Source organism: Myceligenerans salitolerans, from assembly GCF_017349295.1.
Classification (GTDB): domain Bacteria; phylum Actinomycetota; class Actinomycetes; order Actinomycetales; family Cellulomonadaceae; genus Myceligenerans; species Myceligenerans salitolerans.
On record NZ_JAFMPK010000028.1, the window covers coordinates 1 to 24925 of the forward strand.

Annotated in this window: 24 protein-coding genes; 12 read left to right on the plus strand and 12 right to left on the minus strand. The window is 72.6% G+C overall.

Annotated features, from left to right (window positions below):
- A partial coding sequence (eda, locus tag J0911_RS07210) for a bifunctional 4-hydroxy-2-oxoglutarate aldolase/2-dehydro-3-deoxy-phosphogluconate aldolase (RefSeq protein WP_207274784.1) occupies positions 1–621 on the plus strand: 621 nt, incomplete at its 5' end.
- Positions 622–729: 108 nt separating this feature from the next.
- Positions 730–1836: a sugar kinase gene (locus J0911_RS07215; protein ID WP_207274452.1), complete on the plus strand. Its 1107-nt coding sequence runs from the start codon at positions 730–732 to the stop codon at positions 1834–1836.
- Between the two features lie 141 nt (positions 1837–1977).
- On the opposite strand, the gene J0911_RS07220 is transcribed toward J0911_RS07215, so the two are convergent.
- Both J0911_RS07220 and J0911_RS07225 read right to left on the minus strand, forming a co-directional pair.
- A complete protein-coding gene (locus J0911_RS07220; protein ID WP_207274785.1) occupies positions 1978–3072 on the minus strand; it encodes a TFIIB-type zinc ribbon-containing protein in 1095 nt (364 codons plus the stop codon).
- A gap of 14 nt (positions 3073–3086) precedes the next feature.
- Positions 3087–4202: an SPFH domain-containing protein gene (locus tag J0911_RS07225; protein WP_207274786.1), complete on the minus strand. Its 1116-nt coding sequence runs from the start codon at positions 4200–4202 to the stop codon at positions 3087–3089.
- Positions 4203–4366: 164 nt separating this feature from the next.
- Between J0911_RS07225 and J0911_RS20205 the strand changes: the two genes are divergently transcribed.
- From J0911_RS20205 to J0911_RS07240, 4 genes are all read left to right on the plus strand, one after another.
- Positions 4367–5332 (plus strand): helicase domain-containing protein, encoded by a 966-nt coding sequence (locus J0911_RS20205; RefSeq protein ID WP_242636418.1) that lies wholly within the window; start codon positions 4367–4369, stop codon positions 5330–5332.
- Positions 5301–6380: a helicase domain-containing protein gene (locus J0911_RS20210; RefSeq protein WP_242636419.1), complete on the plus strand. Its 1080-nt coding sequence runs from the start codon at positions 5301–5303 to the stop codon at positions 6378–6380. Before J0911_RS20205 ends, J0911_RS20210 begins: the two co-directional genes overlap by 32 nt.
- 202 nt (positions 6381–6582) lie before the next feature.
- Complete coding sequence (locus J0911_RS07235) at positions 6583–7212, plus strand: hypothetical protein (protein ID WP_207274787.1); 630 nt, start codon at positions 6583–6585, stop codon at positions 7210–7212.
- A 130-nt stretch (positions 7213–7342) separates the two neighbouring features.
- Positions 7343–8938, plus strand: a complete 1596-nt coding sequence (locus J0911_RS07240) for a vWA domain-containing protein (RefSeq protein WP_207274788.1) — start codon at positions 7343–7345, stop codon at positions 8936–8938.
- 108 nt (positions 8939–9046) lie between these two features.
- Here J0911_RS07240 and J0911_RS07245 read toward each other — a convergent pair whose 3' ends face one another.
- Positions 9047–11104: an anthranilate synthase family protein gene (locus tag J0911_RS07245; protein WP_207274789.1), complete on the minus strand. Its 2058-nt coding sequence runs from the start codon at positions 11102–11104 to the stop codon at positions 9047–9049.
- Between the two features lie 525 nt (positions 11105–11629).
- Between J0911_RS07245 and J0911_RS21030 the strand changes: the two genes are divergently transcribed.
- Positions 11630–13285, plus strand: coding sequence for a nucleoside/nucleotide kinase family protein (locus J0911_RS21030; RefSeq protein ID WP_307864959.1), 1656 nt, complete (start codon positions 11630–11632; stop codon positions 13283–13285).
- 56 nt (positions 13286–13341) lie between these two features.
- Here the strand turns inward: J0911_RS21030 and J0911_RS07260 are convergent, their stop codons facing one another.
- From J0911_RS07260 to J0911_RS07280, 5 genes are all read right to left on the minus strand, one after another.
- On the minus strand, positions 13342–14196 hold the full coding sequence (locus J0911_RS07260) for an anti-sigma factor family protein (protein ID WP_207274790.1): 855 nt from the start codon (positions 14194–14196) through the stop codon (positions 13342–13344).
- Positions 14193–14696 (minus strand): sigma-70 family RNA polymerase sigma factor, encoded by a 504-nt coding sequence (locus tag J0911_RS07265; protein WP_207274791.1) that lies wholly within the window; start codon positions 14694–14696, stop codon positions 14193–14195. Before J0911_RS07265 ends, J0911_RS07260 begins: the two co-directional genes overlap by 4 nt.
- Before the next feature lie 87 nt (positions 14697–14783).
- Complete coding sequence (locus tag J0911_RS07270; protein WP_307864960.1) at positions 14784–15467, minus strand: YceI family protein; 684 nt, start codon at positions 15465–15467, stop codon at positions 14784–14786.
- Between the two features lie 90 nt (positions 15468–15557).
- The gene (locus J0911_RS07275) at positions 15558–16094 is read right to left on the minus strand and encodes an Rv3235 family protein (protein ID WP_207274793.1); all 537 of its coding nucleotides are present in this window, start codon (positions 16092–16094) and stop codon (positions 15558–15560) included.
- Positions 16091–16951 carry a LysM peptidoglycan-binding domain-containing protein gene (locus J0911_RS07280; protein ID WP_207274794.1) on the minus strand — a complete coding sequence of 287 codons (861 nt, stop codon included), beginning with the start codon at positions 16949–16951 and terminating at the stop codon, positions 16091–16093. The genes J0911_RS07275 and J0911_RS07280 overlap by 4 nt, the downstream gene beginning before the upstream one ends.
- 142 nt (positions 16952–17093) lie before the next feature.
- Here J0911_RS07280 and J0911_RS07285 point away from each other — a divergent pair, with 142 nt between their 5' ends.
- Positions 17094–17648 carry a hypothetical protein gene (locus tag J0911_RS07285; RefSeq protein WP_307864961.1) on the plus strand — a complete coding sequence of 185 codons (555 nt, stop codon included), beginning with the start codon at positions 17094–17096 and terminating at the stop codon, positions 17646–17648.
- 86 nt (positions 17649–17734) lie between these two features.
- On the opposite strand, the gene J0911_RS07290 is transcribed toward J0911_RS07285, so the two are convergent.
- A complete protein-coding gene (locus J0911_RS07290) occupies positions 17735–17944 on the minus strand; it encodes a helix-turn-helix transcriptional regulator (protein ID WP_123815499.1) in 210 nt (69 codons plus the stop codon).
- Between the two features lie 148 nt (positions 17945–18092).
- On the opposite strand from J0911_RS07290, the gene J0911_RS07295 reads away from it, so the two are divergent.
- Together J0911_RS07295 and J0911_RS07300 are read left to right on the plus strand one after the other, a co-directional pair.
- Positions 18093–18782, plus strand: a complete 690-nt coding sequence (locus J0911_RS07295; protein ID WP_207274796.1) for a CpaB family protein — start codon at positions 18093–18095, stop codon at positions 18780–18782.
- Entirely contained in the window at positions 18779–20179 is a 1401-nt protein-coding gene (locus J0911_RS07300; protein WP_207274797.1) for a CpaE/TadZ family protein, read from the plus strand. Before J0911_RS07295 ends, J0911_RS07300 begins: the two co-directional genes overlap by 4 nt.
- Positions 20180–20354: 175 nt before the next feature.
- On the opposite strand, the gene J0911_RS07305 is transcribed toward J0911_RS07300, so the two are convergent.
- The gene (locus J0911_RS07305) at positions 20355–20855 is read right to left on the minus strand and encodes a DUF6912 family protein (RefSeq protein ID WP_207274798.1); all 501 of its coding nucleotides are present in this window, start codon (positions 20853–20855) and stop codon (positions 20355–20357) included.
- A gap of 31 nt (positions 20856–20886) precedes the next feature.
- Positions 20887–21672 carry a histidinol-phosphatase gene (hisN, locus tag J0911_RS07310; protein ID WP_307864974.1) on the minus strand — a complete coding sequence of 262 codons (786 nt, stop codon included), beginning with the start codon at positions 21670–21672 and terminating at the stop codon, positions 20887–20889.
- 155 nt (positions 21673–21827) lie between these two features.
- Between hisN and aroA the strand changes: the two genes are divergently transcribed.
- Together aroA and rsgA are read left to right on the plus strand one after the other, a co-directional pair.
- A complete protein-coding gene (gene aroA / locus J0911_RS07315; protein WP_207274800.1) occupies positions 21828–23135 on the plus strand; it encodes a 3-phosphoshikimate 1-carboxyvinyltransferase in 1308 nt (435 codons plus the stop codon).
- 16 nt (positions 23136–23151) lie between these two features.
- The gene (gene rsgA / locus J0911_RS07320; protein WP_207274801.1) at positions 23152–24342 is read left to right on the plus strand and encodes a ribosome small subunit-dependent GTPase A; all 1191 of its coding nucleotides are present in this window, start codon (positions 23152–23154) and stop codon (positions 24340–24342) included.
- Positions 24343–24362: 20 nt separating this feature from the next.
- Here the strand turns inward: rsgA and J0911_RS07325 are convergent, their stop codons facing one another.
- Complete coding sequence (locus J0911_RS07325) at positions 24363–24845, minus strand: DoxX family membrane protein (RefSeq protein WP_207274802.1); 483 nt, start codon at positions 24843–24845, stop codon at positions 24363–24365.
- Between the last annotated feature and the right edge of the window lie 80 nt (positions 24846–24925).

The window sequence follows — 24925 nt, forward strand, 5'->3', positions numbered from 1 at the left end:
CGTCTCGGGCGCGCGGGGGTGGTTCCTGTTGTTGTTGTCGATGATGTCGGGCAGGGGCTTGGTGTGGCGGGGGCGTTGGATGAGGGTGGTTTGCCGGTGGCTGAGGTTACTTTTCGTAGGGCTGGTGCGGGGGCTGTCATCGAGGCGATCGTTGACCGGCATCCGGGCATGTTGGTGGGTGCTGGGACGGTGGTGGATGCGCGTCAGGTGGACGAGGCGGTGGCGGCTGGTGCTTCGTTCGTGGTGTCGCCGGGGTTGAGTGTGTCGGTGGTCCGTGCGGCGCAGGAGGCGGGTGTGCCGGTTGTGCCGGGTGTGGCCACGGCGTCGGAGGTGATGGCCGCGCTGGAGCTTGGTATCTCGACCGTCAAGTTGTTCCCGGCCGGTGTCGTGGGTGGGCCTGCCGTGATCAAGGCGCTGTCGGGGCCGTTCGGGCAGGTGCGGTTCGTGCCGACCGGTGGGGTGGGTGCCGGGAACCTGCCGGACTACCTCGGTCTGCCGTCGGTGCTGGCGGTGGGTGGGTCGTGGATGGTGGACAGGGGCTTGGTGGTGGCGGGTGATTTCGCGGAGATCACTCGTCGTACGGCGCGGGCTGTGTCGATCGTGGCGGGGTCGCGTGCCTGAGGTGTCGTGCCTGTGTCCTGTTGCTCCTGGCGTGCCTGTGCCTGGCGTGTCTGGTGTGTCTGGCGGTGTCCGGTGGCCTTGGTGGCCTTGTTCTCGTGAAGGAGTTCGATGATGAATGCTTCGTTGTCTGTCCGTCCCGCGGCCGAGTGCCGGTATGACGTTGTCGCGCTCGGGGAGGTCATGCTTCGTCTGGATCCGGGTGAGCGGCGTGTGCGTAACGCGCGCCGGTTCGATGTGTGGGAGGGGGGTGGTGAGTACAACGTGGCTCGGGGGTTGCGGCGGTGTTTCGGGTTGCGGGGCGCGATCGTGACGGCGTTGGCGGACAACGATGTGGGCCGGCTGGTGGAGGATCTGATGCTGGGGGGCGGGTTGGACACGTCGTGGGTGCGGTGGCGGGAGTTCGACGGGATCGGGCGGCGGGTGCGTAACGGGTTGAACTTCACCGAGCGGGGGTTCGGGGTGCGTGGGGCGTTGGGGGTGAGTGACCGGGGGCATACCGCGGTCTCGCAGATGCGGCCGGAGGATGTGGACTGGGAGGCGTTGTTCTCCTCGGGGGTGCGGTGGCTGCACACGGGTGGGATCTTCGCGGCGTTGTCGGAGTCGGCCGCGGATGTGGCCGAGGCGGCGATGGCGGCCGCCCGCCGCCACGGCACGGTCGTGTCCTATGACCTGAACTATCGGCCTTCGTTGTGGAAGGGGATCGGTGGGGTGGCCCGGGCGCGGGAGGTCAACCGCAGGCTGGCGCGGCATGTGGATGTGATGATCGGGAACGAGGAGGACTTCACGGCCTGTCTCGGGTTCGAGGTGGAGGGCGTGTCGCAGGATCTGACGGATCTGGACACGGGCGCGTTCCGGGCCATGATCGAGCGGGCCTCGGGCGAGTACGACAACTTCCAGGTCGTGGCGACCACGTTGCGGGGGGTGCGGACCGCGACGGTGAACGACTGGGGTGCGATCGCGTGGTCGCGTCTCGAGGGGTTCGCCGAGGCGACCCACCGGCCGGGTCTGGAGATCTTCGACCGGGTGGGTGGGGGTGACTCGTTCGCCTCGGGGCTGGCGTACGGGCTGATGGAACTGGACACCCTGGAACAGGCCGTCCAGTACGGCGCCGCGCACGGCGCCCTGGCCATGACCACTCCCGGAGACACCACCACCGCCACCCTGCCCGAAGTCACCAAACTCGCCCGCGGCGGCAGCGCCCGCGTCGACCGCTGACGCCGACGGCGAGCCGCGGAGGCTGTGTCGGCAGGTTGTCGAGCGGTCGGTCCTTTGTCAATGCGGTCGGTCCCTCAGGGAGCCGACCGCATTGACAAAGGACCGACCACTCGACGTCGGACCCGACGCCGCCGCCGGTGGTCAGCCCGAGCCGTTGAGATGGACCAGCACGACCACCGCGGCCACCACCGCCAGCGCCGCCGCCACCGCGCCGGCGATCTTCCACGCCGACCACGGACGCTCGCCGATGACCTCGCTGGTGCGGGCATTGATCAGGACCTGGTACGCCTTGCCGCCGTACAGGTACGTCGCGATCCAGACCGGCAGGAGCAGCAGCTTGAACGTGACGGCGGAGTACCGCGTGTCCATGTGGTGCACACGCTGCTCGTCGCCGCCGATGTCCTGCTCGCAGTCGCCGGTGATCACGCGTGCCATCTTCTGCTTCGCGACCTCGAGCCCGGCTCCGGGCTCGACGTCGTACCGCAGCGTCTCGTGCCCGGCGAGGAAGTCCGGCCGGTACGGCTCGGCGTCGGCGAGCGGCCACGGATCGAGCTTGGCCAGATGCTGCGGCATGACGCGGCCGGTCCCGGCGATCAGGACGTCGTCGAAGAACCGCGCGACCCGACCGCTCGCGTGGTACCAGCGGGTGCGGCGTTCCTGCCGGGTGGTGGTGCGGCCCTCCGAGTCCGTGCTCGTCACGGTCTCCCAGTAGTGCTCGCCGCGCTGGCCGGCGTAGTCGGTGGTGGTCTGTGCGTCGTAGGTCCAGTGGGGGAGGTACACGCTGTGCGCCCGCTCGACGGCGGTCACCTTCTTCAGGGCCGACGGCGCGAACCAGCGCGTGCGTGCCCAGCGTCGCAGCGCCGTCGTCATCGACGGGCGGTCCACGGCGAACGGCAGGACCGCCTCGGGTGTGACGAGGCCCAGGCCCTCGACCTCCGCGACCATCGCCGACCCGCAGAACCCGCAGTCCTGTGACAGCTTGTCACTCGTCGTGACCGCACCGCAGGTGCCGCACTCGTAGTCGTGGGAGTCGGGCGGGAGCTCGCGGTCCGACGCCAGAAGTGTCGCGAAGTCGTGCTCGCGCACGACGCGGTCCGTGGTCGCGACCTCTTGCGTGTGCCCGCAGTAGGGGCAGGTCAGCGCGCCCGTCCCCGCCGCATACCGGACACTCGCCCCGCACTGTGCGCACGGGTAGTCCCGGTGGGCCGGCGCGGACGGGTTCGTGGTCTCCGTCATGTCCGCCCGCGCCCTCAGCTCTGCTCCGGCAGCGGCGGGGGCGTGGCGCGCAGGTGCCGTGCGACGTCGGGCACGTCCGACGCCGGCACCCAGCCCGGCATGCCGTCCCGCCACACGAGAGTGCCGGGCGTGAGCGTGCCGGAGGATGCCTGGGCTGCCAGGCCGGCGTCGTCGAACGGGCCGGTCTGGTGGCCGTTCGAGCCGAGGAACCACTGGGTGCCCCCGGGCAGGGGTGGCGGGGTGCCGGGCCGCACGGGAGCGGGCTGTGCGGCGGGCGCCGTCGCGCCGGTGACGATGCTCCCGGTGGCCTGCCCCAGTCCCATGCCGACGACGGCCGCGGCGCCACCACCCGGGTTCTCGGCCGCGGCCTCGAGGGCCTCGGCGGCCTGGAACTTCGTGTACCGGTCGAGGTCGCCGACGATCCCCATCGAGGTGCGCTTGTCGAGCTTCTCCTCGACCTCGGGCGGCAGCGAGATGTTCTCGATGACGAACCTGGGGACCGAGATGCCGAGCTCCGGTCCGAGCTCGCCGGACAGCGTGGCGGCGAGCCGGTCGCCGAGCTCACCCTGGTGGGCCGCGAGATCCAGGACGGGGACGCCCGCGGTCGCCAGGGCGGTGCCGAGGCGGCTGACGACGTTCTGCCGCAGGTACTCGTGCACCTCGTCGGTGCGGAACTGCGGGTCGGTACCGACGAGTTCGCGCAGCAGGAGCGCCGGATCCGTCACTCGGGCGGTGAACGCGCCGAACGCACGCAGCCGCACGGCGCCGAACTCTGCGTCGCGCACGATCACCGGGTTCTTGGTGCCCCACTTGAGGTCCGTGAACTGCCGCGTGCTGACGAAGTACACCTCGGCCTTGAACGGCGACTCGAACCCGTGCCTCCAGCCCTTGAGGGTGCTGAGGATCGGCAGGTTCGCGGTCTGCAGCGTGTACATCCCGGGACCGAAGACGTCGGCGATCTGCCCCTCGTTGACGAACACCGCGGTCTGGGACTCCCGCACCGTGAGCCGTGCCCCGTTCTTGATCTCGTTGTCGTGGCGCGGGAAGCGCCACACGATGGTGTCGCGCGAGTCGTCGGTCCATTCGACGATGTCGATGAACTCGTCCTTGAATCTGTCCAGCAGGGACATCCGGGTGTTCCTCTCTGCACCGGGGTGGGCCGCCGCCCATCCAAGCGACACTTGCCGACCGCTGCAAGGAAATGAACCCGTGACCGCTCCGGTGGGCGCGGGGGAGCCCGGAACAATCGGCACACCCGGGTCGTTGTGTCCAGGCCGCCGACCAGAGGAGACCCGTGCCCCGGACCGCCGCGCCGCACGATGCCCGGACCGCCCAGACCGCCGTCGAACAGGAACGCGTCAGCGGCATGTACGCGCTGCTCGACGAGCAGGCCGTGACAGCCGGACGGGAACTGGCCCGCGTTCTGCGCGAGCGCCCGTCCGGCGCCGCCGAGGCCGCCGAGCGCGAGATCACGGCGTCCCGGCTGCGTGCCCGCATCCATGCGCTCGAGTCCGCCGCCCATGCCCTGTGCTTCGGCCGGATCGACCGCGCGGACGGCACGTGGGTGCACGTGGGGCGTATCGGCCTGCGGTCCGGTGCCTCCGACGAGCCGCTCCTGGTCGACTGGCGGGCCGATGCCGCCCGGCCTTTCTACGCCGCCACCGCGCTCGCTCCCGAAGGGCTGCGCCGGCGCCGTCATCTCAGGACCGACGGCCGCACCGTGACCGAGGTGAGCGACGAGATCCTGGACGGCTCCGAGCCCGGCCCCGACGACGTCGTCGGCGACGGGCCACTCGTCGAGGCGCTCACCGCCCGCCGCACCGGGCACATGCGTGCCGCGGTGTCCACGTTGCAGTCCGAGCAGGACCGGGTCGTGCGGTCGCCGCACCGGGGCGTCACCGTGGTGCAGGGCGGTCCCGGCACGGGCAAGACCGTGGTCGCCCTGCACCGAGCCGCCTATGTGCTCTACGCGCACGAGCGCGCGGCGGCGGAAGGCGTGCTGGTCCTCGGTTCCCGCGTCCGACGAGGACGCACGCGCCAAGGGCGAGGCCCGGATGGCCGTCGCGCTGGCCGAGGCGGTCCGACGGCGGCAGGCTCCCGGCGGGCCTCTGCGCACCCCGGGAGACCTGCCCGACCTCCCCGCCGGCGAGGTCGCGGCGGCCCGGGCTCGCGCCGTCGGCGACGGCTCGGCGCACAACCCGGCACGCGAGGTGTTCAAGGAACATGTGGTGGACGCGCTCACCGACGCCCTCGAACGTGAGGCGGTGACGGCCCTGGAACGTGTCGACCGTGAGGTCGCCGAGTCCATGGGCCGCGATGTCGCGTCGCTGGACCGGTCCGTGGCGGCCGATCTGACGAACCTCGGGTACGACGGCGCCGTCGGTGACGCCCATGACGAGTTCGACCCGGATACGGTGCGCGCCGAACTCGCCGCGGACCGCGGTCTCGACCGTGCGGTGGACACGTTGTGGCCGCGGCTGGACGCCGAAGACCTGGTTCGGGAGGTGCTTGCGGCGGGCCGGGCGCACGGTACGGGAGCGGCTCCGGGGCGCGCCTGGCGGCCGGACCCGGGGACGGGCGGGTGGACGGACGCGGACGTGCCGTTGCTCGACGAGGCGTCGGCGCTCGTCGACGGACCACCGGAGCGGACGTTCGGGCACGTCGTGGTGGACGAGGCGCAGGAGCTCACGCCCATGCAGTGGCGAATGGTGGCACGCCGCTGCCCGTCGCGGTCGATGACCGTGGTGGGCGACTTCGCCCAGGCCGGTCAGGTCTCGACGGTGCGGAGCTGGGACGAGGCTCTGACGGGGATCGCCGACGGCCGCACGCAGACCTGGACGCTCACGGTCTCCTACCGGACCACGGCCGAGATCCTCGGGGCGACGCGGGGTTTGCTCGCGCGCATCGCGCCCGACCAGGAGCTGAGCACCGCGGTGCGACACGGTGCGGCGCCGCGCACGCTGCTCCTGCCCGGGGGGCCCGGGCCCGTCGCGGCCGGTGATGCCGTCGTGGCCGCGGACGTGGCCCGCGTCGTGTCCGACGAGACCACGGCTCACCCCGGCGCGCAGGTCGCCGTGATCTGCGCCGAGCGGCGTGTCGCCGGTCTGGCGCGCGCCGTGGGGGAGGAGGCGCAGGTGCTTCCGGCGTCGGCGGTGCGCGGGCTGGAGTTCGACGCGGTGGTCGTCGTGGCACCCGATGAGATCGTCGCGGCCCGGCCCGGCGGGGAGCGCGATCTGTACGTCGCGCTGACCCGCCCGACGCACCGGCTGGTCGTGGCCGAGAAGTCCGGTGAACGGGCGGCTTGGTAAATGCATTTCACGAGGTCAGCGCCCATTTTCACGACTGTGATGGGCGGCTTTCCACAGATCACGGTCTGAGCGCGCGAGGGTGCTCCGGCCGCCCTAGTCTCAGGGAGTCGGCTCACCTCCTGGCATCTCAGGGCTGTCATGTCAAGGGGGCGCGGCCAGGAACGCACCATTCGCCGTCGGTTTCGTTCTCAGGGGGAGACGAATGACTTTGCAGACCGCCGTTCTGGAGCCTTCCGGTACCGAGACGCCATCGGAATCCATCGAGGCCGGCTCCGTCGCCGGTAGCGGTCCCGCCGACGTCGTCCCGGTCAGCCGTGGCGGCACTGCCGTCGGCCGGGTGCTGAGGCGATGCGCGGCCGCGGCCACGGTCCTCGCGATCGTGACGGCCGTGCTCGTCGGCTGGGTGAGCCAGGCCCGCGCGACGACCACCGACCGCCTGGAGGTGCTCAACGCCCGGATCGACGAGCGCGTCGTCGCCGGCCGGGCCACGGCGGAGCGCCTGGCCACGGTGATCGTCGTGGCGCGCAACGTCCGGTCGAACGCCACGCACGCCGATCCCGACGCTCGCGCCACGCTCGACGCCGCGATCCGGTCCGCGGAAGGCATCGTCGGTCAGCGGGTCACGACGCAGGAGCCGGACACGGTGCCCCAGGCCGAGATGCTGGTGCAGCAGGCCGCGCTCATGGAGCAGGCGCTCGCACTGGCGACGACCGACCTGCGAGCCGCCGTCGACGAGGTCCGCGTCAGCCGGGACGGCGTCCGGCCGGCGGCGTCCGGCCCGTCGGGCGAGCAGGATGAGGCCGGCATCCTCATGGCCGTTGCACGACCGTGACGCGGTAGGTGCAACGTCGTCGGAGGCCGTGACACAGACGGTGCGGGACCGAGACCGGTTCGTGCTGGTGAGGCCTCTGCCGCCGTCCGGACACCGGGCCCGCCCAGACCTCCGGACGAGAGGAAGTGTCATGCACCGCACCATCCACCCCCGGACCGCTGCCGCGTTGGCCACGACGGCCGTCGTCGCCGTGGTCCTGACAGCTTGCGGCGGTCAGGGCGACAGCCTCGTCGACGGCGGTGCGGAAGCCGCCGACGCCCAGCTGTACTCCGAGGGCGACGTTCCGCCGCACGCCGAGCCCCTGGCGCCCGACGACCGGCGGGGCGCGCCCCCGGAGGCCCAGGAGGAGTACGACGACGCTGTCGAGCAGCCGTTCCAGGACGTCACCACGAGCCCGCTGTCGACCTTCTCCGCCGACGTGGACACGGCGTCGTACAGCAACCTGCGCCGGCAGATCACCCAGGGGCAGGTGCCCGAGGGTGTGCGCATCGAGGAGCTCGTCAACTACTTCGACTACGAGCACCCCGCGCCCGGGCCGGACGACGACCAGCCGTTCGCGGTGACGACACAGGTGGCCGAGGCGCCATGGGCCCCGGATCACGACCTCGCGATGATCGGCGTCCAGGCGACGGAAGCCGTACCGACGCACGAGGGCAACAACATCGTGTTCCTCCTGGACGTGTCCGGCTCGATGGACGAGCCGAACAAGCTGCCCCTGCTGGCCGAGTCCTTCTCGCTGCTCGCGTCGAAGCTGGGCCCGGACGACGTCGTCTCGATCGTCACCTACGCGGGTGACAACCGGGTGCTTCTCGACTCGGTGCCGGGCTCCGAGGAGGGCGTCATCACGGACGCCCTGCGATCCCTGTCCGCGGGCGGGTCCACCGGGGGCGCCGCGGGGTTGGAGACGGCCTACGCGCTGGCCGGGAAGAACTATATCGACGGCGGCAACAACCGGGTCATCCTGGCGACGGACGGCGACTTCAACGTCGGTCCGTCGACGCCGGAGCAGCTGACGGAGCAGATCGAGGAGGCGCGTGAGTCCGGCGTCTACATCTCGGTGCTGGGCTTCGGGATGCACAACCTCAAGGACGACACGATGGAGGCGATCGCCGACCAGGGCAACGGCAACTACGCCTACATCGACACGATCGACGAGGCGCGCAAGGTGCTCGTGGACGAGTTCGACTCGACGATGTTCGTGGTCGCCCAGGACCTGAAGGTGCAGGTGGAACTCAACCCGGCGGTGGTGTCCGAGTACCGGCTCATCGGCTACGACAACCGCCGTCTGGACGACGAGGACTTCGCCGACGACGCCGTGGACGCCGGCGACGTCGGCGCCGGCCACTCGGTGACGGCCTTCTACGAGATCGTCCCGGCTTCCGAGGGTGCCGTCGACGACGGGCTGAGGTATCAGGACGCACGGGCGACGGGCTCGGACGACTTCATGACCGTGCACGTGCGGTGGAAGGAGCCCGGGGAGTCCCGGAGCACCGAGCAGGAGTACCCGGTGGGGGCCGGCGCGTTCACGGACGTGCCGTCCACGGACTTCCGGTTCGCCGCCGCGGTCGTCGAGGCGGGCCTCGTCGCCCGTGGTTCGCAGTACGCGGCGGGTGCGAGCCTGGAGTCCGCCCGCTCCCGTGCGGCCGGGGCCCTCGGCGCGGATCCCTACGGCCTCCGTGGCGAGTTCGTGTCGCTCCTGGACCGGTACCGGGAGCTGACCGCCTGACCGGGCCTCACCGGCGGCGCCGCGCGATCCGACGTCGTCCGCACGGCAGGGCCGCGAGGCGGTGCCCCGCGGCGGGCACCGGCTCGCGGCTCGAGTCGGACGGAGCGGTCAGGGCGCCAGGGTCGGTTCCGCCGGGACGCCCAGCGCGTGACGGGTCAGGGAGTCCAGGACGGTCAGGCCGTCGGCCGAGAGCACTGATTCCAGGTGGCCCTGCACGGAGGCGACCGCGGGGCCGCGGAGGGCCGTGAGCACGCCGTCCGCGTCGACCGACGGCTCCAGGGCGAGCCGTGCCACCGGGTTGTCGGCGTCGGCCGCGGCGATGGTGGTGAGCCGTGCCCCGAAGGTGTTGTAGTAGCCGACGGCGGCCGTGGTCCCGAACACGTCGGCGTCGAGCCGGATCCCCTGGCGTGGCGCGGACAGCCGGCGGAGGGGGAAGCCCGCGAGCTCGGCCAGCACCTGGTGGCTCAGGCAGACGGCGAGCAACGGCCGACCCGCGGTGACGCGTTCGTGGATCCGCCGGGTGATGGCGGCGATGCGGGGGTCCCCGTGGTCGCGAGGGTCGCCGGGGCCGGGGCCGAGGACGACCAGGTCGTCGCCGAGCACGTCGTCGACGGCGTCCCAGCGGACCACGCGGGCGTGCATGCCCAGGTGGCGGAACTGGTGGGCGAGCATGGTCGTGAACTGGTCCTCGTGGTCGATCACGAGGACGTCCTGCCCGCTCAGCGGTGAGGCCCCGGCCGGGTGGGGACCAGCGGCCGGGTGAGCGGTCACCGCGCCCTCCGGGGAGCCGGCCGGGCCGGTCGACGGGTCGCCGGCCGTCCCGGCACGAGCCGTCTCCTGCGGGCGGACCCAGAACTCGGCGAGCTGGCGGTTGCGGGCGGTGAGCGCCTCGGCGACTCCGGGCTGCGCGTTCAGGTCGACGACGGCGTCGGGCCCCGCGCCGCGCGGTACCAACCCCAGGGAGGCCAGTACGCCCGCGGCCTTCGCCCGGGTCTCCGCGACCTCGTTCTCCGGGACGGAATGGCGCACGAGAGTTGCTCCCGCCGGGACGGAGACCCGCCCCTCGTCGTGGAGGTACGCGGTGCGGATGAGGATGGGGGCGTCGAGCGAGTAGGTCGCGGACCCGGCCGCCGGCGCGTGGCCGGGTTCGAACAGGGCGAGGAACCCCGAGTAGTAGCCCCGGGGCCGGGTCTCGTGCCGGGAGATGACCGTGCACGCGTTCTCCATGGGAGATCCGGTCACGGTGGGCGCGAACATCGTCAGGCGGAGCGCCTCGCGTGGGTCGAGTGCGGTGCGGCCCTCCAGCAGGTACTCGGTGTGGCTGAGCCGGGCCATCTGCTTGAGGTAGGGGCCGACGATGCGCCCGCCGTCCGGGCAGATGACGCTCATCATCTTCATCTCCTCGTCGACGACCATGAAGAGCTCTTCGTTCTCCTTGGTGTCGCGCAGGAACTCGAGGACGCCGTCGCGCGTGGGCCCCGTCGCGGGGTGACGGTAGGTGCCGCTGATCGGGTTCATCCGGGCCACGCCGTCGTGCACCGTGAGGTGCCGCTCGGGCGTCGCGCCCGCGAGGGACAGCGGCCCGGCGGCCGAGGGCGCCGCGTCCGCCGGGGCCGGGGCGTGCACCGCGAAGGTCCAGTAGGAGCCGACCTCGTGCGTGAGGAGCGCGCGGAACCACGAGGCCAGGGCGGCGACCGGCGGCGCGTCGGTGCGAGCCTCGAAACTGCGCATCATGACGAAGTTGGCCCCTGCCCCGCGTCCGATCTCGTCGTCGATCACGCGGCGCGCGATGTGCGCGTACTCGTCGTCGGGGATGTCGAACCCGAGCGGCTCGGCGGCCACGGGCTCGGGCGGCAGGGCGGCCACGGCATCGGGCAGCGGGACGAGCTCCGCGTCGCGCACGACGAGGCAGCGCAGCGGCGCGCCGTCGTCGTGAACGGTGAAGCCCCGTTCGCGGGCCTGCCGGAACGGGACGACCGCGAGCACCGGCGCGCCGTCGAGCGGGACGTCCCGCAGGAGGTCGGCGTCGATCACCTCGCCGACCAGGACCTCGACCTCCGTGCCGCCGTGGCGGCGCAGGAGCGCGAAGGGCAGGGACCCGTCGGAGGCGAGCACCTGGTCGAGGAGCGGATGCCGGCTGGCGGAGGAAGCGGAGTTGCGGGACATCTGTGACCTCTCGGTTCGGGGTGCCGGCCCGGGACCGTGAGTCGTGCGGGAACACGAGACGACCGCCCCGGGGGAGGCGGTCGTGGACGTGTGGATGGATGCGTCGCGAGCCCGCCTAGTCGGCGGGCCACCAGTCAAGGCAGGTCAGGTGCGGCGTCATGCCGGGAACCGTAACCGGGTGCGCCGGGCGGTGTCCACAGGGAGTCCGACGAGCGAGACGAGCTGCGACGTACGACGGCGTCCCGGCGAGGGGACGGCGGCGGAGGGCGACCGGCGGTGCAGGTCGAGCCGGGCACCCGGCGAGCGCGCGTCCCGGCGCCGGCCTGATGGGAGTTCGGCGAGCGGAGTTGCGGCCCGCCGGTGAGGCCGTTTCCGCGATGAATGGAGGTTTTCCATGTCAAATGGCTTGGTAGGATCTCTTATCAAGTGGAAGAGAGCCTTCCGTTTGCTGATGAGCAGCCATGTCCGGATTGCCAATCGTGTCTTCGACGCCTGAGATGCCGGAGTGTGTCGTAGCCTCATCCCATGGCAAGAGAGACCCCGTATCAGCCGGGCCGGGAAATTTTGACCTGCTGGTTCGCCGGTCTCGCCACGCTGGACGTGATTCACCGCGCGGCACGGCCTGAGCGAGACCAGAAGGTGACCGCCGTCCGCCAGGACGTCGCCGCAGGCGGCCCGGCCGCGAACGCGGCGGTCACGGCCGCCGCCCTGGGTGTGCGGCCCGTCCTGGTCACCGCGCTCGGAACCAGCGCCGTCGGTACGGCCGCGCGTGCCGAGCTGGAGCGGCACGGGGTCGAGGTGCACGATGTCGCGCGGACCGGCCACGACCTCGCGGTCTCGGCGGTGCTGGTCGACGACGCCACGGGGGAGCGGTCGGTGGTCTCCGCCGACGGCGCGTTGACGCGGGTTCCGGGACCGCACCGGGAGGACCTGGCGGCCCTGCCCGCTCCCGACGTCGTGCTGCTCGACGGGCACCATCCCGAGATCGCGCGGGGCGTGCTCGCGCATGTCCGCTCCCTGCGCCGGCGGCCGCTGATCGTGCTCGACGCGGGCAGATGGCGTCCGGTGTTCGCCGACCTGCTGCCCGAGGCGGACGTCATCGCCTGCTCGGCGGCGTTCCGTGTTCCCGAGGGGCGCGAGGACTGGTACGCGGGCCTGGACGGGGCGACCGTGGTGACGCATGGGCCGGCGCCGGTCGACTGGCGGACGGCCGATGCCCGCGGAACGGTCGAGGTACCCGCCGTGCGTGCCGTCGACACGCTCGGTGCCGGGGATGCCTTTCACGGCGCACTCACGGTCGCGCTGGCCATGGGCGCCGAACTGCCCGAGGCCTGTGCGGAGGCGGTGCGCGTGGCCTCGTTGCGGGTGCAGCACCTGGGGCCTCGGGAATGGATGGAGCATCTGGAACGCGTCGTGCCGCCGTCCGACGTGGCCGAGGCGGCATCGGAGCCGGTGGCGCAGGCTGCCGTCGAGGATCAGCCGGCGGACGATCGCGTCACCGGCGACCACGAGCCCGCGACGGCGTGGTCCGCGGACGCCACCGCTCCCGCCGTCCCCGCGGAACTCGTCGACCGGGCTCGCCGTCTCGCGGACGACCCCACCCGGGCGGGCCGGGCCATCCTGGGTCTCACCGGACCACCGGGGGCCGGCAAGTCGACCCTCGCCGCGGGGCTCGCGGCGGCGCTCGGGCCGGACCTGGCAGTGGTGGTCGGGATGGACGGGTTCCACCTCGCGAACGCCGTGCTGGAGGCGCGCGGGAGCCGGGAACGCAAGGGCGCGATCGACACGTTCGACGACGCGGGCTACGCCGACCTGCTCGCGCGCATCGCCGCGGCACACCCTCACGGGGCTGCGGTCCTCGCTCCCGAGTTCCGGCGTGAGCTCGAGGAGCCGATCGCGGGCGCGGTGGTCGTGCCTCCGGACGTGCCGCTCGTGATCACCGAGGGGAACTACCTCCTGGCGGAGACGGGCAGGTGGCCGTGCGCGCGAGAGCACATGACCGAGGTCTGGTACGTCGACGTGCCGGACGACATCCGGTTGGAGCGCCTCACGGCACGGCACCACGCGCACGGGAAGACGCGCGAGGCGGCGCGGGCCTGGGCCTACGGCTCGGACCAGCGCAACGCCGAGCTCGTCGCGACGACACGCGACGGCGCCGACCTGCACGTCACGTTCGAGTGATCCACCGGCACGCGGCGGTCCGCCGCCGCGGCGCCGGTGGACGAAGAACGGCGTGGTCACAGCGTCCCTGCCGCGAGCGCCTCCTCCTGACCGCCCAGGGAGATCTCGATCCGGTCCATCTCGCTCAGGGGCACCGCGGAGGAGGCGTCCAGGCCCGTCGTGGTGCCTCCGGACCAGACCCAGGTCGCCGCGACGGTGCGGGCGCCGTCGCGGCCGACGACGACGAGTTCGTAGGTGATCGGTTCACGCGGTTCGTAGTTCGGTTCGTGGTCGGGGCCGGGTGGCTGCTCCGGTTCCGGTTCGGGCGGGTAGTGGCAGGACCACTGGAACTTCGTGCCCCAGGTGGTCGGTGTGACGACCACCTCGGCGCGCATGTCCGCGGTGCCGACGGGGCGCAGCTCGATGGTGCGGGCGTTCGTGGTGGGGACGGCGGGGTGTGTCGTGACCGAGGCGCCGAGGGGACCGCCGAGGGGATCGGAGAGGCTCGGATCGGCCAGTACGGAGCCGCTGACGGCGGCCGCCGCCACGAGTGCCGATGCGGCGACCGCTGTCAGTGTGCGACGCCGCCGGCGCGAGCGGCGTACCGCGCGGGCGAGGCGTTCGACCGGGAGGGCGGGTACCGGGGGGCCTCCGGTGCGGGTGGCCGGAGTGCTGTCGGGCGGGTCGGTGCTGCCGGGCGGGTCGGTGCTGCCGGGTGGGTCGGTGGCGAGCGACTCGGCGTGTGCCGGAGGCACGGTGCTCAGCAGGCCGGGCATGCCGGCGAGTTCCGTCACGGCGGTGCGGCAGGTGTCGCACTCGGTCAGGTGCCGCTCGTAGGTGCGACGGTCGGTCGGGCTCAGGGCGCCGAGCACGTAGGCCGCGTCCCAGTCGGCGTAGCGGTCGCCGCCGTTCCTGTCTGCCGGCCCCATCATGAGGTGACTCCTTTCTCCTGCAGTGCCAGGCGCAGGGCGCGTAACCCGTAGTGCAGGCGTGACTTCACCGTCCCGGGCGGGATGCCGTGTTCCGTGGCGAGTTCGGCCACCGAGCGGCCGCGGTAGTACGCGCCTACCACGACCGCTCGGTGGTCCGGGGAGAGCGCCAGCAGGGCGTCGGCGACGAGCCAGGAGTCGAGTACCGCGTGGGTTCTGTCGTGTTCCTGGCGGTCGGGCACGGAGGCGGTGCTGTGCTCGCGGTTGCGGCGTGCGCTGCGGAGGTGGTCGACGACCAGGTTCCGCGCGACCGTGAAGAGCCAGGAGCGCACGGACTCCTCGGACCGTTCGAGGACCTCGGGGTGCCGCCACGCGCGCAGCAGTGTCTCCTGCACGACGTCGCGAGCCTCCTCCTCGTCGCCCGTGCGGCGCACGACGTACCGGTACAGGGCGTCGGCGTGTGAGTCGTGTACCGCTTCGAGGAGCTCGTCCTCAGCGCCCACGGGCAGGTCCTCTCGTGGTCACGGTCGGTGTGGTCCTCCGCATCGATGCCGCCGGGTGTCTTTCGGTGTGGTGGCCGGCTCCTGCTCCTACTCCTGGGTCTCGAGCTGGAGCGAGAACTCGATGACGCCCTCGTCCTCGACGGAGACGAACCCCAGGTCGGGTGCCTCGACGCCGAAGTCGGTGAACGTGATCGGTACGCTTCCGATGACCTGGACGGGACCGCCGCCGGCCGCGTCTCCGGCGACCTCCGCCTCGACGGTGGCCGGCCGGGTGACGCCGTGGAGGGTGAGGTTACCCGTCAGTGCCACGGACGTGGCTCCGGTCTCGAGTTCGGCGGGATCGGTCAGTTCGAAGACGGCGGTCGGGTAGGTGTCCACCTCCATCGCCTGGTCCCGGAAGTACTCGTCGCGTCGTGCCTCGTCGGTCGCCACGCTGGTGACGTCGACCTCGACATCCGCCGCCGTGATGGCGCCGTCCGCGACGGTCACGGAACCGGTGACGTCCTCCGTCCGTCCGGTGACCGTGACGTCCGCGCCCTGGAGCACCTCGTCGACGCGATAGCCGGCGAACGAGCCCTCGCCGACGGTCCAGGTGCCCTCGACCGCCTCGGTGTCCGAGAGCGGTGCCATCGACGCCTGGAGCGTCGGCTCGTCGTCCGCCGCTTCGTTCGCCCGGTCGGCGTACAGGCCGGGCCCGTAGATCCCCGCCACCACACCCACCGCGACCACTGCCGCGCCGACGCCGATCGCTACCTTCATCCCTGTGCGCACGCTCGGACCCTTTCGCTCCTGGGCCGGCCCCATACCGGCCCTCGTCCTTGACTACGGGTGACGGGGCTCGACGGTTCAACCTGATCTGCCTCAGCCCAGTTCCAGGCAGGTCACCTTCCACGTGCCGCGTCTGCCTTCCAGCCGGACCGCCGCGGCGCGTACCCGCTCGCCGTCGTGCAGCACGACCGTGGCCTCGGCGGACGCGGCGCCGAGCCGGACGAGGCGTACCCGCCGGACACCGACCCGGGGCGAGGCGGACCGGGGACGTCGTGACCGGGTGCCGCTCAACAGGCGTTCCCGTGCCACGAGCTGGTCGTAGACCTGCGCCGAGGTCCATCGGGCGAGTTGGTTGGCGGGACGTTCTCCGCGCAGGACCTCGATCGCGGCGCGTGCGACACGGCAGACGAGCGCCGTGGGGTCGGGCAACTCGGGCTGGGGTTCCGGTGTCCGGTTGTCGTCGATCTGACTCAGCAGCTCGGTGGCGCGAGCGACGCTCGGGTCGGAGCCACCGAGCTGTACCTTGCGCAGGCTGCGACGTGGTTCCGGTGCGGCAGGTTCGACGGGAGGTCGAGGCCGCGGTACGGCGCGCGTGCGTACCGGCCTCGGCGGCTCGGCCACGGCGGTCACGGCGTGGCTCCGACGGGTGACGTGTCGGGGGCATGGAGCACCGTTCCCGGCCTGATGAGGTCCGGATCGGAGCCGATCGCGTCGCGGTTCACGGTGTGCCACGCGTCGACCTCGTCGGCGATGCGGGCGGCGTCGGGTGGCTCGGTGCCCGGCACCGGGTCGTCCGGCTCGAGGTGACCGGCGGCGATGGACCACAGGGTGTCGCCGTGGCGCACGATCACCGGCACGTCGTGCTCGCGTGGGCCGCCGTCGCGCAGCTTGCGGTCGACATGGGGCACGCGCTCCGGGTCCGGGATGCCGGAGCTGCCCGCGTCCGTGTCGCGGAAGCCCGGGGCGAGCGCACCCGGTCCTGCGAGACGGGCCGCAGGCGCGGCGATGTCGCCCCCGACGAGCCCGTCCTCCGACGTCGGGTGCCAGCCGAGATCGAGTACCACGTCCGGCCGCGCGGCTACCGGGTCCGTCTCGGGTCCGGGACCCGTCGTCGCGAACGCCGCCGGCGCGGTGAGACCGATCCCCACGCCGGCCGTCGCGACCACGCCGGCCAGCCGACGCACGAGACGTGGCGCGCAGCGGGAGAGGAAGATCCGTCCCGCGCGCCAGTCCCGCCCGGCCCGGCGAACGACCGTGAGCAGCAGACCGACGACGGCTCCGAACGCGATCCACCCGGCGCAGACCGTCGCCCCGGCCTCGACCACCAGCTCGACCCCCTGGTCGATCGTGGCCACGCCCTCCTGCCACACCTGTGAGGCGCGAGCCGCCAACGCTGTCGCGGCGGCCATCGCTCCGAGCGCGATCGCCGCCAGCGCGATCGGGCTCGTGCCCGGTCCTGACCGTGCACCGTCTCCTGTCAAAGCCATGAAGTACCCCCTGTCGCCCAGAGCATGCATCAAACAGTATATGAGGACGCTCTAAGTGTGTTTTGATGCTGGTATTCAACAGCAGGGCGGTTCTGGCGTCCACCGGTGGCCGGGGAGGCTGTGGATGACGGAGAGTGGTTGTGTGGACGCATCAGATACGCGCTGGTCGAACCTGGCCGCAGACCTCGACGCCCTCGCCGAGGCGCAGGAGGCTGCCGAGACGGATGCCGTGGTCGCCGAGCTGACCCGTGCGGAACACGCGGCGACCGGGCTGGCGAGCCGCCTGAGGGCCGCGATCGGCGTGGCGGTGGCAGTCGATCTCCCGGACGGCGAGCCGGTGCGCGGTGTGGTCGGTGACGCGGCCGGGACGTGGCTTCTCCTGGAGGCGGCGGCCCGGAGCCCCGAACGCCACCTGGTTCCCCTGGCGGCCATCGACGGTGTCTCGGGCCTGGGAGCGGGGTCGGTTCCCGCACCCCGTAGAGAGATCGCGATGACGACTCTGCTGCGCGACCTGCAGCGTGATCGCCGGACACTGCTGGTCCGGACGCGTGGGCAGGTGTACCGGGGGCGTATCGCCCGGGTCGGCGCCGACCATCTCGATCTCGACGTTCTGGACGGTCGCCACCGTGAGCAGCGGGTGGTCCCGTTCGCCGCGCTTCTCTGCGTGAGCGATGCGCCACCCGGCATGGGGCCCTGAGGTTCCGGGAGCCCGCCCGTACGACGGGAGGCGGCTCATCCCGATGGGATGGGCCGCCTCGCGGTGTTCCTGATGTCGGCTGAAGCTCAGCCCTCACCGGCCTTGAGGCGCTCACGGCTCTTGGCGTACTGCCGCTCGATGTAGGACTCGAGCTCGGCCGCCTCGATGCGCCAGACCTTCTTCGGACCCACCTGGATCGCGGGCAGATCACCCGTGCGGACGAGTGCGTAGCCCTGCGCCATGGAGATGTTCAAGGTCTCGACGACGTCAGCCAGAGAGAGAAACCGCTTATCCATGACACCACTATGGCACAGGTCCCGGACAGGAGCGCGGAAATTCACAGTTATCCACAGGAAGAGTTCATCGGATGCCAGATCCCAAAGGTTCGCTCACCATGTCTGGGGGACGTTCACCGCCGGGGACCCGTACATCGAGAGGGACTACATGATCGACGCACCAGCTGTACCGAGAGAGAGCCGAGTCGCCGTCAGGCTGCGTCCGCCCGGCTGGCGAGATCCACGGTTGCTGGCGGGGATCGTGCTCGTCGCGGTCTCCGTCGCTCTCGGCTCCTGGCTGGTCGCGTCCGCGGGCCGCACAGTACCCCTGTTCGTCGCCGACGGCGCGCTGACACCCGGCGAGCCCGTGACGAGGGATGCGCTCCGCGTCGTCGATGTCCGGCTGACCTCAGGGTCGGACCGGTATCTTCGCGCGGACGAGGACCTGCCGTCCGGGCTCGTCGCGCAGCGCGTGGTGGCCGACGGTGAACTCGTCCCACGGTCAGGTCTCGGGGACGGCAGCACGATGCGCTCGGTGGCGCTGCCGATCTCGGGCGGGGTGTCCGAGCGGATCAGGCCGGGCGCCGTCGCCGACCTCTGGTTCGTGCCCGACGGCGCGCCCGGGGTGGTCCCCGGGGGTTCGCAGGAGGCGCCGCGGGACGGTGCCGGCGCACGGCCCCAGGCACTCGCCGAGGGCGTCGTCGTCGAACAGGTCGAGGTGGCCGACGGGGCACTCGTGGTGGCCGGTTCCTCGACGCTGCACGTCCTGGTGGAGGAAGACACACTGCCGCGGGTGCTCGCGGCACTCGTCGAGCCGGGGAGACTCGCCGTCGTGCCGGTCGGGGGTGCGGTCCGGTGACCGGTCCGAGCGTCGTCCCGGTACTGTGCGCGGTGCTGGGGCCGGCGGAGGCGGACGTCGTGCGGAGCCTCGGTACGTCCGGCACGGGAACCACGGTGACGCGCCGCTGCGCCGATCTGCCGGAGCTGCTCGCCTCGGCCGAGGCGGGATCGGGTAGAGCCGCGGTCGTCTCGGCGACGCTCCCCGGTCTCGGGCGGGACGCGGTGGCGCGGATGCACGAGGCCGGCGTGCGCGTGATCGCCCTCGACGAGGCTCCCGAACCCAGTACCGACAGGCTTGCGGCGATCGGCGTCGACGGCGTGGCGCGCTCGGTGGAGGATCTCGTGTCCGTCGTCCGCGACGAGACCGCCCTGTCACCCGCGGCCGCGCGGGGCAAGGCCGCGAGCTCGGCCGGGGCGGGGAAGGGGAGGATCGTCGCGGTCTGGGGTCCGGTCGGAGCGCCCGGGCGGACCACGACCGCCATCGAGCTGGCCGTCGCGCTGGCCGCCGGCCCGCCGGTCACGGCCCGGCCCGGGGGAGTGGGCCGGAGCGCCCTTCCAGGACGGCGCGGCCTGTTCGGGCGAGCCGGCCGCCGTGGGCCCGGCCGAGGCGACGGGCTCCGCACGCCGCGCGGTGGCGCCCGGGAGCAGGTGGTGCTCGCCGACGCCGACACGTACGGGCCCTGCGTCGCGCCCCGCCTCGGGATGCTCGACGACTCGTCGGGACTGGCCGGTGCGGTTCGCGCGGTCGGTACGGGACCACTCGACGTCGAGACGCTCGCCCGTCACGCTCCCGTGGCTCTCCCGGGCGTTCGCGTTCTCGGCGGGATCGGACGTCCCGGACGCTGGGCGGAGCTGTCCGGCGCAGGGCTCGACGCGGTGTGGGAGTGCCTTCGCGACCTGGCGGACTGGACCGTGATCGACACCGGGCCGATCCTGGAGACGGACGAGGTCCTCTCGTACGACACGCGTGCGCCGCAGCGCAACGCAGCCACCCTCGGTGCTCTCGCCGCTGCCGACGTCGTGGTCGTCGTGGGCAGCGGGGACCCGATCGGCCTGCAGCGTCTCGTTCGTGGACTCGACGACCTGGCGGCCGTTCCCCACCCGGTCACGCCGGACCGGCTCGTCGTGGTGAACCGGCTCCGCGCCGCTGCGGTCGGGGCCAACCCGCGCAGCTCGGTGCGATCCGCGCTGACCAGGTTCGCCGGGGTCGACGCTCACCTGGTCCCCGATGACCCCGCCGGCCTGGACGCAGGCCTCCTGAGCGGCCGGGCTCTCTTCGAGTGCGCGCCGGGATCACCCGCCCGAGCGGCGTTCGGGCATCTCGCGGAGCAGGTGCGGCAGCTCGTTCATGTCCGCACCACGCCGCATGCCGACCGATCCCCGTGGGTCGGCGTGACCGGGTCGAGCCGTGCGTAGGGACCCGTCGGCACTACCCACCCGGGAACTCCGCCGTCCGGTGACTCCGCCGTCCGGTGACTCCGCCGTCCGGTGACTCCGCCGTCCGGTGGCACCGCCCTGCCAGTGACTCCGCCGCCCGGTGGCGCCGCCCCGCCGGTCCGAGCGATCACTGGGAAGTCCTCCGGCGCGGTCGTCACCGGGGGATGGTGCCCACCTCCGACCAGTCGTACCAGAGCAGATCGCGATCGGTGACGCTCTGCACGGCGTCGGCGAGCGCGTCGTCGTCGTCGGCCTCGGCGGCGGACCGGACGGCCGCCACGTCCACGGCGGCGCCTGGTTCGTCGGCGTGCACGCACACGATGGGCACCTCGGGGACGGAACCCGCCAGGCGGAGGGCGGAGGCGCCGGCATCCGCATCCTCGGTGGGCCCGAGGAGGTCGTCGGGCACCTCCAGGGTCACCACGGCCCGGAGCGGGGGCGCGTCGGGTCGCGAGGCCAGCAGCCCGAGCGACGCCGCGGCGGCGTCCAGGAATGCCGCGTACTCCAAGCCCTCGGCGTCCTCGTCGGGGAGCTCGGCGACGAGCCCACTCGTGACGCCGTGCACGAGGCGTGGTGTCGGTGACCAGCGGGCCGAGGCGCCGCCGGGCTCCACGGCGTCGAGCTCGTCGAGGGTGGCAGGCACGTAGATGCGCATGGGAAGAGTGTGCCTGCTCGGTGGGGCGGACTCACCCCAGCAGGCCGAGCACCTCGTCGTGCAACAGGCCGTTCGTCGCGAGACCGTTGTGTCCCCACGGCCCTCGCTTCCCGTCAAGCGACGTGAACCGGCCGCCCGCCTCCTCGACGATCGGCACGAGCGCCGCCATGTCGTACACCTCCAGCTCCGGCTCCGGTGCGATGTCCACGGCGCCCTCCGCCACCAGCATGTACGACCAGAAGTCGCCGTAGCCGCGGGTGCGGTAGCAGCGGCGGGTCAGGTCGAGGAACGCGTCCAGCTTGTTCCGCTGCTCCCAGCCGGTGAGCGATGCGAAGCTGAGCGAGGCGTCGCTCAGCGCGCGCACGCCCGACACGCTCATCCGGGTCGCCGCGTGCAGGCCCTTGCCCGTCCACGCGCCGGACCCTCGTGCCGCCCACCACCGGCGCCCGAGAGCGGGCGCGCTCACCAGGCCCACGACGACGTCCTCTCCGTCGGCCAATGCGATGAGCGTCGCCCACACGGGGACGCCGCGCACGAAGTTCTTCGTGCCGTCGATCGGGTCGACGATCCAGCGGCGTGCGCCGCTGCCCGCCGCTCCGTACTCCTCGCCGACGATGGCGTCCCGGGTGCGAGCCCGCTGCAGCTGCGCCCGGATCATCTCCTCGGCGGCCCGGTCGGCGTCGGAGACCGGCGTGTTGTCCGGTTTGGTCTCGACGTGCAGGTCGAGGGAGCGAAAGCGCGACATGGTGTGCGCATCCACCTGGTCGGCGATGACGTGGGCAAGGCGCAGGTCATCGTCATAGCTGGTCTTGGTCACGGCGGCCACGCCCGCCACCGTAGCGCTAAATCCGTATTCCACGCCGAGATGCCGCGCCGCGCGGACTCGCGGGTGTTCCCGGGCCTGCGCAGCCGACGTCATCGACCGAGCGGAACGATCCGGCCCGCGCTGACCGCCTCCGATAACCTCGGGGCATGACCGATGCCCCCACCGCACCGACCTGGGCCGCCCCGACCGCCGTCGGACCACTGGACGCGACCGTCGAGGTGCCGGGCAGCAAGTCCCTGACGAACCGCCTGCTGGTCCTCGCCGCGCTCGCCGACGGCCCCGGCACGCTGCGCGGCGCGCTGCGCAGCCGCGACGCCGACCTCATGATCGGCGGCCTGCGCGCCCTCGGTGCGGACGTCGTCGAGGGTGGCGACCCCGGTACCCTCCGTGTGACTCCCGGACGAACCCCTGTGCCCGGCGCCGAGATCGACTGCGGTCTCGCCGGCACCGTGATGCGCTTCCTGCCGTCCGTGGCGGCCCTCGCCGCGGGGCCGGTCCGCTTCGACGGCGATCCCGCCGCGCGCGTCCGCCCCATGGGCCCTGTCCTCACCGCCCTGCACGCCCTGGGCGTCACCGTGGCCGGGCCCGACGGCGGGATCCCGCAGCACCTCCCGTTCACGATCACCGGAACCGGCTCCGTCCGAGGCGGCTCGGTGGACGTCGACGCGTCGGCGTCCTCACAGTTCGTGTCGGGCCTGCTCCTCGCGGCACCGCGGTACGAGCAGGGCCTGACCCTGCGCCACATCGGCACCACGCTGCCGAGCCTGCCGCACATCGAGATGACCGTCGCCACTCTCCGCGACGTCGGGGTCACGGTCGACGACACCCGCGACGGGATGTGGCGTGTCGAGCCCGGACCGATCACGGCCCGCGACGTGCGCGTCGAGCCCGACCTGTCCAACGCCGCCCCGTTCCTTGCCGCCGCCCTGGTCGCGGGCGGCACCGTGCGCGTTCCGGGCTGGCCGGCCGAGACCACCCAGCCCGGCGCCCTGCTGCCCGACCTCCTCACTCGCATGGGCGGACGTGCGGAGATCTCCGGCGACGTCCTCTCGGTGACCGGCACGGGCGAGGTGCACGGCATCGACCTCGACCTGCGCGCCGCGGGCGAGCTCGCGCCGACGTTCGCCGTGCTGGCGGCGCTGGCGGACTCGCCCACGCGCCTGCGCGGTATCGCGCACCTGCGGGGGCACGAGACGGACCGGCTCGCTGCCCTGGCCCGTGAGATCACTCGTCTGGGCGGTCAGGCGGAGGAGACCCGTGACGGCCTGGTCATCACGCCGCGCCCCCTCCAGGCCGGGACGTTCCACACCTACGAGGACCACCGTATGGCCACGTCGGGCGCCCTGATCGGGCTGCGTGTGCCCGGCGTCGAGGTGGAGGACATCGCCACGACGGGCAAGACGATGCCGGAGTTCCCCGCCATGTGGCAGGGCATGCTCGGAGCGGACGCATGACGGGAGCCCGGCGCTGATGGCCCGCCGCGGTGCGCGTGACGAGTCGGAGTTCCGGTCCCGGCCGTCCAAGCGCGGCTCGCGGCCCCGCACCAAGCTCCGGCCGAGTCACGAGGACGCCGTCACGGCCATGGTCACGGGAGTGGACCGCGGCCGGTACACGCTCCTCGTACCGGACGGCGAGACGCCCGACGACGGTCGTGGTGCCCAGGTCGCGGACGGCGAGGGCTCGGGGGCGGTCCCGTCGTCCTCCGGGACGACCGTGCTGGCGATGAAGGCGCGCGAGCTCGTGCGCACACGGGTGGTCGTGGGCGACCAGGTCGACGTCGTCGGCGATGTCACCGGTGAGGACGGAACGCTGGCGCGTATCGTGCGGATCGCCGAGCGCAGCTCGGTGCTGCGCCGCACCGCGGACGACGACGACCCCTACGAGCGCATCGTCGTCGCGAACGCCGACCGGCTCGTGATCGTCACCGCGCTGGCGGACCCGCCGCCGCGGACCGGGATGATCGACCGTTGCGTGGTCGCCGCCTACGACGCGGGGATGGACGTGCTGCTCTGCCTCACCAAGGCGGACCTGGCCTCGCCGGACGAACTACGCGGCCTGTACGAACCGCTGGGCGTGCAGGTGGTGGTCACCCGGGCGGCGAGGGACGGTGGCGAGACCGCCCCCGCGCGCGGGCGGGCGGAGGAGCGGCTCCCGCTGGACCCGGCATCCGTCGAGGAAGTGCGGGGACTGCTCCGCGGGCGGATCTCCGTGCTGGTCGGCCACTCGGGCGTGGGCAAGTCGACGCTGATCAACGCTCTTGTCCCCACGGCGGGGCGTGCCACCGGAGGCGTTAACGACGTGACGGGCCGCGGCCGGCACACCTCGACGTCGGCCGTGGCTCTCGCGCTGCCGACCGGGCCGGACGCCGACGGTGCGGACGTCGACCACGACGGCTGGGTGATCGACACCCCGGGCGTGCGGTCCTTCGGGCTGGCGCACGTCGAGGTCGGGCACCTGCTGCACGCGTTCGACGACCTCGACGAGGCCGCGTCCGAATGCCCGCGCGGCTGCACCCACCAGGCGGACGCCCCGGACTGCGCCCTGGACGACTGGGTGGTGGCCGCGTCCGACGACGAGACCCGCGCGACGCGTGCCCTGAGGCTCGCCTCGTTCCGCCGGCTCCTGGCCAGCCGTACCGGCACGGTGCCCAGGGAGGGCTGAGCGCGGCCGCGTGGACCGGGTCAGCCTTCCTTCGCGGCTGCCTTCGCCGCCCGGGCGGTCGCGCGGGCGGCACGGGCCTGCTGCACCCGCCAGCCCAGACTCGGACGCCCCTCGGTGTCGGCCCCCGCGATCAGGGCGGCGCCGATGGCGCCGAGGTTGCCCACGAAGCGTTGGGCGCGCGCCTCACGGTCGCCGTCGGACGAGCCGAACGGCTGGTTCACGACCGCGAGCGGCACGGTCAGGAGGGCGAGCGCGACCGCCGCCGTGCGCGGTGCCTTGCCGAGCGCGAGCATCCCGCCCGCGGCCGCGACAGCCACGCCGTGCGCCCGCACGAGGGTTGTCACCTGCTTCTCGCTCAGCGGTTCGGCGCCGAGCGCCGTCGTCACGAGACCGGAGCCCTGTCTCGCCGCCTGGACGTGCTCGGCGGGCTTGCGCGCCGCCTGAACGCCCGACGCGACGAACCAGGAAGCCAGCAGGGGTCGAGCGATGTGTCGCAGCACCATGCGGTCCACCCTGTCAAAGGTCGGCCGTTCCGTCCACGCCAGGCGGCCGACGGTGTGTCGTGTGTCGTGTGTCGTGCCTC

Bases quoted from the DNA above. Each gene is read 5' to 3' on its own strand.
- aroA (WP_207274800.1), top strand. From the start codon at position 21,828: ATGACCGATGCCCCCACCGCACCGACCTGGGCCGCCCCGACCGCCGTC.
- rsgA (WP_207274801.1), top strand. From the start codon at position 23,152: ATGGCCCGCCGCGGTGCGCGTGACGAGTCGGAGTTCCGGTCCCGGCCG.
- J0911_RS07260 (WP_207274790.1), bottom strand. From the start codon at position 14,196: ATGATGGGGCCGGCAGACAGGAACGGCGGCGACCGCTACGCCGACTGG.
- J0911_RS07305 (WP_207274798.1), bottom strand. From the start codon at position 20,855: ATGCGCATCTACGTGCCTGCCACCCTCGACGAGCTCGACGCCGTGGAG.
- J0911_RS07220 (WP_207274785.1), bottom strand. From the start codon at position 3,072: ATGACGGAGACCACGAACCCGTCCGCGCCGGCCCACCGGGACTACCCG.
- J0911_RS07225 (WP_207274786.1), bottom strand. From the start codon at position 4,202: ATGTCCCTGCTGGACAGATTCAAGGACGAGTTCATCGACATCGTCGAA.
- J0911_RS07290 (WP_123815499.1), bottom strand. From the start codon at position 17,944: ATGGATAAGCGGTTTCTCTCTCTGGCTGACGTCGTCGAGACCTTGAAC.
- J0911_RS07295 (WP_207274796.1), top strand. From the start codon at position 18,093: ATGATCGACGCACCAGCTGTACCGAGAGAGAGCCGAGTCGCCGTCAGG.
- J0911_RS07280 (WP_207274794.1), bottom strand. From the start codon at position 16,951: ATGGCTTTGACAGGAGACGGTGCACGGTCAGGACCGGGCACGAGCCCG.
- J0911_RS07245 (WP_207274789.1), bottom strand. From the start codon at position 11,104: ATGTCCCGCAACTCCGCTTCCTCCGCCAGCCGGCATCCGCTCCTCGAC.
- J0911_RS07325 (WP_207274802.1), bottom strand. From the start codon at position 24,845: ATGGTGCTGCGACACATCGCTCGACCCCTGCTGGCTTCCTGGTTCGTC.
- J0911_RS21030 (WP_307864959.1), top strand. From the start codon at position 11,630: ATGGCAAGAGAGACCCCGTATCAGCCGGGCCGGGAAATTTTGACCTGC.
- J0911_RS07215 (WP_207274452.1), top strand. From the start codon at position 730: ATGATGAATGCTTCGTTGTCTGTCCGTCCCGCGGCCGAGTGCCGGTAT.
- J0911_RS07235 (WP_207274787.1), top strand. From the start codon at position 6,583: ATGACTTTGCAGACCGCCGTTCTGGAGCCTTCCGGTACCGAGACGCCA.
- J0911_RS07240 (WP_207274788.1), top strand. From the start codon at position 7,343: ATGCACCGCACCATCCACCCCCGGACCGCTGCCGCGTTGGCCACGACG.